Raw genomic sequence first — 9,645 nt, 5'->3', positions numbered from 1 at the left:
TAGTCGTCATCAGATGGTGATTTTTCACTATCGTAATACACGCTCAGGAAAAGTAATTGGCGATATTATCGGACAGGACTATCTGGGCTTTATCATGTGTGGCGGCTATGGCGGTTACAGTAATCGTTTATATCCCCATGCCCGATTTGGTTCGTGCTTAGTTCATATTCGCCGGGAGTTTATTCGAATCACTAAATTACTGAGTAAGAAGCAATTAAAGTATTCGAAAGCTTTCCATGCGATAAAACTACTCGGGGCCGTTTTCTATAAGGAAAACGGATTAGTATATTAAACTGAAGAGGAAAAGCGGCAGCAAAGAATTACTCATGTGAAACCGTTGCTTGATAGGTTTTACCAGTACTTGGAAAGTATCACTTCACCACAGGGCCGGCTGTGTGCAGCCATCAAGAATGCCTTAAGGCTTCGGACAATAGTCTATCGAATTCTTGAAAATGGACAAATTCCCCTAAGCAATAACTCGCTAGAAGGAGAGAGCCGTTTTACAACCTTGGTTCGCAAGAACTGCTTGTTTGCGAAAAGCATTCGTGGAGCTGAAGCCAATGCGATTTACTACACGTTAGTAGCAACAGCGAAAATTAATAAACTAAATGTATATAAGTATTTCAAATACCTGTTTGATCGACTACCCAACCAGAAAAGGAGCGACATTGAGGCTTTTTTACCGTGGGCAGAAGAAGTGCAGCAAGTATGTCATAACTAGAGAAAGGGCGTGAACCGCAAGAAGCCGCGGCTCACGCCTTTTCATTTTTTTCAATACGTATCGTTATTGACTGCTTACGCGATTTCTAATCCTCCATACGTAAATAAAAACTAGAAAAACAAATAAAACAAAGTAACCGAAGAAGTACCAATCTCTCATATTGATCACCTCGACATTCACTACCTTCATTGTAACCGATTTCATAAAGCTAGTAAACTTAAGCAAACCGATCAAAAAAAGCTGGAGAAAAACTCCAGCTTCTTTACGTGTATTGATACTATCTCAGGAAAATAGTCGATGTCCACTTCGACTACCTCCGGACACCTCACAATCCGGTGAGTTATGTGTCCCACATTCGAAATGTCTTATGGTAGCCATTAGGGTTGCTACCAGACCTCTCGACTCATCGCAAATAATAATTTAACACGAATTAACCTTTTTCGCAAGTTTTACGCCTCAGCTCGTGCCTCCATGACATCTGCCAGGTGTTCAGCAAGCCATTCTTGAAGGCGCTTAATAAGGACATCAACATCCCCTGCCAAGTCCGTCTCGTTTGCTAACTCGTCAATCCGCAATCCTGACTTATTAACATCTTCGCTTTCCATCACCATATAAAGGTTTACAGGATAAGTTATTTCCTTATCCAGTAGTTTTCTATCTAATCGTTCTGCCTCTGCCATCGGAATATTAATCAAGTTAGTATCAAGGTGGAAAATAACAGGATCACCTTTTTTAACCCTAATCGTAATTTGATACTTACCTAAATGACCTGTGTCTAGGGCATCAATTACTGATTCAATCGCTTTTTTTAATACTGATTTTTGTTGAACCTTTGATGTGGTTGTTTCAGTTTCTGTTACAATCGTCTTTTCACCGCTAAGCTGGTCTAAATAATCTGCAACTGTTAATTTCATTATTCCGTCTCTCCTCACCGGATCAAAAATGTGGCTAATCCACCATCCGGAAATGATCAATCAACCACATTTTACTAAATATCTCGGTAAAGCTCAATTAAGCCAACAGATCGGCAATCTGATCGGTTGGAATCCCGGTAATGTATTGCTGGGTACCATTTTCATTAAGGACCTTAGCAATTGCGTCATGGTCATACTTAACACCCTGAAGTTTCTCTGCTAAGGCACTTACATCTTCTGGACCGAAGAAGTCACCATAGAACTTAATATTTTTGATTACACCGTCTTTAACATTCAACCGAGCATCGATCGTTCCCATGTCAAAGTGCTTCCGCCGCTTAAGCGTGAATTCAGGAGACTTACCATAAACCCAGTCCCAGTTGTTGTAGTATTGTTCGTAAATCTTATCAATTTCCTTTTGATCTTCAGGAGTAACCACGTATTGCTTATCCTTAATTTCATCTAAACTGTCAACATGGAATAATCCCTTAATTAGATCATCCCTGAAGGTTGGAACATCGATATCTTGGTACTTTTTATCAAGAAATGGACGGAGATTAGTGACCCGCGAACGAACAGACTTAATCCCTTTCGAGGCAATCTTATCCTTAGCAACGTGAAGGGCATCCGCAACAACACTTAAATCAACATTTAACATCAATGTCCCGTGAGAGAAGGTCTTACCGTTCCGAGAATACATTGCATTTCCAGAGAACTTCTTGCCATCAACTAAAATATCGTTCCGCCCACTAACTTCAGCGGTAGTTGCACCCATTTTATGTAAAACATCAACGATTGGTTTAGTAAAGGACTTAAAATCACCGAATTCCTCACTATCACTAGGAACAACAAAGCTAAAACAAAGATTACCTAAGTCTTGGTAGACAGCACCCCCACCGGAAAGTCGCCGCGTTACTCTAATATTGTGTTCTCTAACATAGTCTTGGTTGATTTCTTCAAGCGTATTCTGATTACGACCAACAATAATACATGGTTCTTCATAATAAAAGAGTACTAATGGTTCCCGACCAAAATCCTTATCGTTCATCAAATACTGTTCAGTTGCCAGGTTCATCCCAATATTATGAGAAGTCATTGAAACATATCGCATATTAACTGCAACTCCTTTGTGAAGATTCTAACTAAAATTAGACTAAATTCGGTCAAATGTCCTTTAATCTATATGTAAAGTTTAGTCCTCTTTGCAACCGTTTTCAATTATTGACGTTAAATTTACTAAAAATCCTAATTTTATTAACTGCCACTCCAACTAAACCCTTATAATTAAGGTAAAGTACTTGAAAGGAAGTAAGTCTGATGAAGGATATGCAATACAAAAATATCGTTGCGGCGATTGATGGATCGAAGGCCACGATCTCTGTACTCACCGCTGCCGTTAAATCCGCAATCCATAACCATGCCCACCTTGATCTCCTCACGATCGAACAGGTGGGGCAAATCACTGATGGCTACATTACCAGTACAACAGTCAGTACCGATCAAACATATAATTTAGTTAAGACGACCGAAGAACGGCTAGAAGATCTTAAAATGCTTGCCTGGAAAATGGGCCTCCTCGATGTCAGCATTCACATTCGTTTTGGAAATCCTAAACGAGTTATTGCCCAAGATTTTCCTAAGGATCACCATAGCGACCTGATTGTTATTGGGACAACTGGCTTATCAAGTGTCGAACGGTTTGTTCTCGGTTCAGTTACTAATTACGTTAACCGAAACGCTCCGTGTGATGTTCTTGTTGTACGAACTGAAAATAACCACCAGGAGGAAGAACGGTGAAAAGAATTGTTGCGGGTGTAGTTGCCCATGTTGATGCCGGAAAAACAACCTTATCGGAAGCACTTCTTTACCGCGGAGGAACACAACGCCAACTCGGTCGAGTTGATAATGGCGACTCCTTTCTTGATCCAGATACTCTAGAGAAACAACGGGGAATTACTATTTTCTCTCACCAAGCTAGTATCACCTATAACAACTTAAATTTAACCTTACTCGATACTCCTGGGCACGTCGACTTTGCCGGACAAACTGAGCAGGTGCTCCCTGTTCTTGACTACGCCATCCTTGTCATCTCAGCTACTGATGGAATCCAGGGTTCTACTAGGACTCTCTGGCGACTTCTAAAAAAGTATCAAGTGCCGACTTTCATTTTTATTAATAAAACGGATGTGATGGGTACTAACCCACATAAGGTAATTCAAGAACTTCAAACCGAGTTTTCTTCTGCTTGCCTCCCATTTACTGAACCACTCACTGCCGATAGAATTGAAGCAATTGCGATGACGGATGATGATGTTTTAAATGACTACCTCGATTCTGGTAATCTCAAAGACGAAACTATCCGTCAACTTATCGCTCGACGCAAGGTCTTCCCCATCTATTCTGGGGCAGCATTGAAGCTCACCGGTGTTGATGACTTTATTACCGGCTTCTCCAAATGGACCATTGAAGCACCTTTCTCCCCCGATTTTCAAGCACGGGTATTTAAAATTTCTCATGACAACAAGGGGGAACGACTTACTTGGGTCCGAGTCCTCGGTGGGACGCTAAAGGCTAAAGCAGAAATTCTACCTGATGAAAAAGCAAATCAATTACGAGTTTATAACGGTGCTAAGTTTACTGTTAACCAAGCAATTCCAGTTGGTGGCGTTGGTGCAATTACTGGATTAACTTCAACTTTTCCGGGCCAGGGATTGGGAAATGCTAAGGATCAACCATTAAATGAAATTCAACCGGTTCTTAGTTATGCAGTTAAACTAAATGGTGTTGATCCCCATAAATGTTTATTGGCATTACGGGAGTTAGAAGATGAAGAACCACACCTAAACGTCCAGTGGTCAGCGCACCTCCAGGAGATCCACCTTCAAATCATCGGTGAAGTTCAACTTGAAATTATTCAACAACTTCTCCACCAACGATACGGAATTGATATTGAGTTTAATGAAGGTAATATTCTTTACAAGGAAACGATCGCTTCAAGAGTCATCGGGATCGGTCATTTTGAACCACTTCGTCACTATGCCGAAGTTCATCTTCTCCTTGAACCAGGAAAGACAGGAAGTGGACTCCAGTTTAACTCTGACTGTAGTGTCGACATTCTTAGCCATAACTGGCAAGAGCAAATAATGACAAGTTTACATAATAAGGAACACCGGGGAGTCCTAATCGGTGCACCCCTTACTGATACGAAGATTACCCTAATCAACGGCCGAGGAAGTATTGTTCACTCTGTTGGTGGTGACTTCCGGGAAGCAACTTATCGAGCAGTTCGCCAAGGCTTAATGATGCTCAAACAAACTGGTCAGTGTAAATTATTAGAACCGTGGTACCAATTCCGGTTAACTATTGATCAGGAACACGTTGGTCGTGCAATTAATGATATTCAGCAAATGGACGGGACTTTTAAGCTCAATAATGATAATTCTAGCTCTTCCACAACGGTTATTACTGGAACGGCACCGGTAACCGAAATGCGAAAATACGCGCAAACTGTTCGCGCCTACACTCACGGTCAAGGGCAACTAGAATTAACTGTAATGGGCTATCAAGAGTGCCATAATGCGAGTGAAATCATTGCAAACGCAAATTATAACCCAACTGCCGATCTAGCTAATACCCCCGATTCCGTTTTTTGTGCCCACGGTGCTGGCTATCCGGTAAAGTGGAATCAAGTTCCCACAATGGCTCATGTGCAAGATTAAAAAGTAAAAGAGGAGAGGCCGGGAAAAAACAAAATGTTTTTTCCCGGCCTCAACCCGTTACTGATAGTCTCCGAACTTATAGAGTCTAATCGCGGGAATTAACCAGAGCCTTAGAGTCTAACTACGAACGATTTTGATGATTCCATCATCATTCATCGTTCTAGGTTAGCCAACCAGGCTCTCGAGGGAGTTAATTCCCAGCTTCATCCTCTTCTTACTTTAAACATCGTCCAACCTAATCATTCAAAACAATTACTTTTCCTAAACTATGGTGACTCTCTAAATATTGATGTGCTTGCGGAACCTGCTCAAGTCGGTAAACCTTCGTTGGTTCCACATTAATGTGGTGCCCTTCAATTACTTGTAATAATTGGTTTAGTTTCTTACCGCTAACGTTTCCCGAATAAAAGCTGGTCAAATAACTATTCGGCGCTAAGTCAAAAATGGGATCAAACTCTTCAAGATACCATTGGTTCCCTAATTGTCCCGTACTGCAAACAATTCCACCTTCTTCAAGGTGACTAAAAGTTTCTTTAATTGTTGCTGGGCCAATTAACTCAAGTACCTTGGAATAGTGCTTATCGGTTTGTAATTTACCATCTTGATCAAGGATAACTTCATCAAAGCCCAGCTCTTTCATTCTCGCAACCTTATCCTTAGTCCTTGTCGTTCCATCTACTTGAATTCCAGGATAGCAAGCTTTAGCCAGTTTTAAGAATGCTACACCAACTCCACTACTTACACCACGCACTAATACTAAATCATCCTTCGTCAATTTAAGATTAAGCATTGAGCCATATGCCGTGTAATAAGTTTCCAGAACTGTTGCTAGTGTTTTCCAAGGTAGATTGGTCGTTACTGGGATAGATTTTCGAATTAGGGAGAAGAACATATTCAGCATATGAACCGTCGAATGCTCGCCCCATTTCACCCATAATAGAAATTATCATCTAACCAACCGGCAATTTAACTGGATCAGTAGTTTGGACGATCTCCCCTACACACTCAATCCCTAAGATCCGGGGAAATTTAACTGTTGGTGAGAGTCCTTTTCGGGTAAAAATCTCTGAATGATTAATTCCAAATCCCTTTACCTTTACTAGGGACCATCCCGGCTTCACCTTAGGAGTAGGAACATCTTGGTAAACCAGTTGTTCTGGTCCACCAACTTTCTTAATTACAACTGCTTTCAAGCTCGTTTCTCCTTTCTTTGATTAACGACCGATTGCCAACGATGAATTAATAACCATTCAATTAGTTTCAAAATCCCGGCACACACAAGAGTTAAGATGACCGTTAAAAGAGTGCCCCATAGAATTGGAACAACTTGTTGCGATTGAAGGCCCTCAAATAATAATTGGCCAAGTCCCCCTGCATTAATCGTGGCGGCAATTGTTGCAATGCCCATTGTCGATGCAAGGGCAACTTGCAATCCACTAAAAATTGCTGGTGTGGCAAGGGGAAGCTGCACCCTGAAGAAGACCTGTTGTGCTGTCATCCCCATCCCCTTCGCAACTTCAACCAGGGATGGATCAACTTCTCGGATTCCAGTAATAAATGTTCTTAAGAGTACGTACTCACAATACAATGTTAGAACAATAATGGCTGTTCGCATTCCCAAGCCGGAAACAGGTAATAGAAGGGTAAAAAAGGCAAAACTAGGAACAGAGTAAAGCAAGGAGAAAAAGTAGACTAACCCATTCAGCCAGTTTTTCCGGTGCATCAGCAAAATAATAATTACCCCTGCAATTACCAAAGCAATCCCTAAAGAAGCTAAAACCATAGTTGCATGCTGTTGTAAATCGACTACCATAATTGGCCAGTTAGTTTTCCAGTACTCAATCATGGTAGTTCCCCCAAAGACTTTGATTCTGCTGAACTGTTCCTAATAGCTCCCTCACAAAAGACGTCGCTGGGTAGGTGACAATCTCTTCCGGTGTGGCAAACTGTTCGATCTGGCCTTCATGCATTACCATTACCCGCTGACCAAGAAAAAGCGCTTCATTGATATCATGCGTTACAAACATAAAAGTCTTATCAGCTAATGATTCGTGAATCCGTTTAATCTCTTTTTGTAATTCAATCCTTGTCAATGCATCTAATGCTCCGAATGGTTCATCAAAGAGAACGAACGGTGGATTAACAGCTAATGCCCGCGCCACGCCAATCCGCTGTTGCTGCCCTCCCGAAAGTTGGTTTGGATAGCGCTTTGCATACTTTTGCGGATCGAGTTGGACCAGATCAAGGAGCTTTTCAACTCGCTGTTCAATTTTTTCCTGATCCCAACGTAACATCTTAGGCACAACCGCAATGTTCTCTGCAATGGTCATGTGCGGAAAGAGGCCAATTTGTTGGACGACATACCCCATGTGTCGACGCAGCTTTACTAGGTCAAGACTACTTATTTTCTGACCATTAATTAAGATCTCACCAGCATCGGGTTTCCAAAGTCCATTAACCATTTTCAGGGTTGTCGTTTTCCCTGAACCAGAAGAACCAAGAATGGTAACAAATTCACCACGGTTAATTGTAAAACTTAAATCAGGAATTATGATATTCTTCCCAAACCGCTTCTGAACATTTTTAAATTGAATAACTGGCTCTGTCATATCGCTGGATCCTCCTAATTAAAAAATCAAATCCGATCATCGAAAGCAACGAAAGGATCGCTACACTAACACCGCCAATAACAACATAGGTCATATCATATAATCCTAAACCAGTAAAAATTAACGTTCCTAAACCACCAGCTCCAATATAGGTAGCTAAAGTAGCACTCGCAATAATTTCAACAAGTGCTAACTTAATCCCATTTAAGATATAAGGAAGGGCAAGCGGGATCTCAACTTGTCGTCTTAACTGACGTCGATCCATTCCTAGTGCTGTCCCGACTTCTTCATATAATAGACTAACCTCGTTAAAACCAAGGATTGTGTTAATCAAGAGAGAAGGCAATGCTAAAATAACAAGGGCAATCAAGGCGGGAAGCATCCCTGTTCCAATAAACGGAATTAGTAGGAACAGCAATGCCAAACTAGGGATAATCCTTAATACCTGTGCAAAAGCAGTACAAAAAGCTGCAACTGTTTTTATCCGTGAACCAATATACCCTAGTGGCAACGCAATGATCATTGCAATTGAGAGGGTAATCAAACTAAGGTAAATATGTTGCCAGACGTATAGCCAATACTGGCTACTATCAGTTTGAAAATAATGAATAATCTGGGTTAACAACGCGTTCTTTCCTCCTCTTCTTTTAAAATACTAATGATTCAAAACATGTTCACTATACCAGTTCTTAGCAACTGTCTTGTAATTTTGACCATCGACATCAACTTTTTTATTAAGGGCTGTCAGTTGCTTAGTCGTTAACTTCGCATCAACCTGGTTTAAGGTCTTTTCCATCTTCGGGTGACTCTTTGCTGCCTTCTTGTTGACCAACGGGACTAAATTATATGGCGCCCATAATCCCTTATCATCTTTTAAGAGAGTAAACTTACTGGTAGCCAGTTGACCATCAGTTGTTGATACCGGTGCCGCATCCCCCTTATTCTGGGACATAATCTTGTACTTAAGGCTATCATCATAGTCCTTATGAGATTTAAAGTTGTATTTACCATACTTCTTATTCATCTCAGGTAATGCATCGGCTCGTTTGTCAAATTCCCCCTGAGAAACAAAGCGAATCTTTGAAGCATTCTTTTGTAGATCGCTGAGTGTCTTAATATGGTACTTCTTGGCGACGCTTGACCGCATCCCAATCCCTTGCCGGTTATCACCTGGCGCATAGTTGAATGTTACAAGGCCATCTTTTTCCACACCATTTTGCGCCAAGGATGCCATTTGCGAAGCATTCTTGCCACTAGCACTCTTTTTCAGGTAAGCCTCAACGATTGTTCCTGTATATTCTGGATAAACATCAATCTGTCCAGTCTTAACTGCTCGGTAAACAACTGAATTAGAAATATTTGGCTTTCGAACGACCTTATACCCAGCATGCTCTAAAGCTAACGCATAGATCTCACTAACCGTTTTACTCTCCGAAAAGCTCTTAGATCCTACAATGATCGGCTTACTACTGGCGCTTACATTAACCGGTAAACTACCAGTAACTATCAAGGCTCCTAAAGCAAGTGCCAAACTAAGCACTAATTTTCTTAAACGGATAATCATATTCTCACCCTCGTATATTAGTAACTAAAAAAGTTTCATCATCTTGTTAAACAGTTTAAAATATATATTACTGCATTTCCTTTGTCAAGGAAGAAAGATAATTACCCACTAGATAATT

At 41.0% G+C, this 9,645-nt stretch carries 8 protein-coding genes and 2 pseudogenes; 3 read left to right on the top strand and 7 right to left on the bottom strand.

The features are described from left to right. Window positions 1-721 (top strand): annotated as a pseudogene (locus tag H9564_RS09405) (IS66 family transposase); the annotation flags it as partial. Window positions 722-1,170: 449 nt separating this feature from the next. Here H9564_RS09405 and H9564_RS04060 read toward each other — a convergent pair. Both H9564_RS04060 and H9564_RS04055 read right to left on the bottom strand, forming a co-directional pair. Beyond that, entirely contained in the window at window positions 1,171-1,635 is a 465-nt protein-coding gene (locus tag H9564_RS04060) for a hypothetical protein (RefSeq protein WP_191684245.1), read from the bottom strand. A 97-nt stretch (window positions 1,636-1,732) separates the two neighbouring features. Then, window positions 1,733-2,746, bottom strand: coding sequence for a lipoate--protein ligase (locus tag H9564_RS04055; protein WP_191684244.1), 1,014 nt, complete (start codon window positions 2,744-2,746; stop codon window positions 1,733-1,735). Between the two features lie 206 nt (window positions 2,747-2,952). Here H9564_RS04055 and H9564_RS04050 point away from each other — a divergent pair, with 206 nt between their 5' ends. Both H9564_RS04050 and H9564_RS04045 read left to right on the top strand, forming a co-directional pair. Continuing rightward, window positions 2,953-3,432 carry a universal stress protein gene (locus tag H9564_RS04050; RefSeq protein ID WP_191684243.1) on the top strand — a complete coding sequence of 160 codons (480 nt, stop codon included), beginning with the start codon at window positions 2,953-2,955 and terminating at the stop codon, window positions 3,430-3,432. Then, window positions 3,429-5,354, top strand: coding sequence for a GTP-binding protein (locus H9564_RS04045; RefSeq protein ID WP_191684242.1), 1,926 nt, complete (start codon window positions 3,429-3,431; stop codon window positions 5,352-5,354). Before H9564_RS04050 ends, H9564_RS04045 begins: the two co-directional genes overlap by 4 nt. Before the next feature lie 235 nt (window positions 5,355-5,589). Here H9564_RS04045 and H9564_RS04040 read toward each other — a convergent pair. The 5 genes and pseudogenes from H9564_RS04040 to H9564_RS04020 all read right to left on the bottom strand — a co-directional run bounded on the left by H9564_RS04040 (window position 5,590) and on the right by H9564_RS04020 (window position 9,521). After that, window positions 5,590-6,547 (bottom strand): annotated as a pseudogene (locus tag H9564_RS04040) (zinc-binding dehydrogenase). After that, window positions 6,544-7,200 carry an ABC transporter permease gene (locus tag H9564_RS04035; RefSeq protein WP_191684241.1) on the bottom strand — a complete coding sequence of 219 codons (657 nt, stop codon included), beginning with the start codon at window positions 7,198-7,200 and terminating at the stop codon, window positions 6,544-6,546. The pseudogene H9564_RS04040 and the gene H9564_RS04035 overlap by 4 nt, the downstream one beginning before the upstream one ends. Continuing rightward, a complete protein-coding gene (locus H9564_RS04030) occupies window positions 7,193-7,963 on the bottom strand; it encodes an ABC transporter ATP-binding protein (protein ID WP_191684240.1) in 771 nt (256 codons plus the stop codon). Before H9564_RS04030 ends, H9564_RS04035 begins: the two co-directional genes overlap by 8 nt. Then, window positions 7,938-8,588 carry an ABC transporter permease gene (locus tag H9564_RS04025; protein ID WP_191684239.1) on the bottom strand — a complete coding sequence of 217 codons (651 nt, stop codon included), beginning with the start codon at window positions 8,586-8,588 and terminating at the stop codon, window positions 7,938-7,940. Before H9564_RS04025 ends, H9564_RS04030 begins: the two co-directional genes overlap by 26 nt. A gap of 30 nt (window positions 8,589-8,618) precedes the next feature. Beyond that, window positions 8,619-9,521 carry a glycine betaine ABC transporter substrate-binding protein gene (locus tag H9564_RS04020; RefSeq protein WP_191684247.1) on the bottom strand — a complete coding sequence of 301 codons (903 nt, stop codon included), beginning with the start codon at window positions 9,519-9,521 and terminating at the stop codon, window positions 8,619-8,621. Between the last annotated feature and the right edge of the window lie 124 nt (window positions 9,522-9,645).

Source organism: Limosilactobacillus avistercoris (assembly GCF_014836425.1).
GTDB classification, from domain to species: domain Bacteria; phylum Bacillota; class Bacilli; order Lactobacillales; family Lactobacillaceae; genus Limosilactobacillus; species Limosilactobacillus agrestimuris.
The sequence above is the reverse complement of the archived record's forward strand: the minus strand, read 5'-3'. Positions and strand labels throughout refer to the sequence as shown.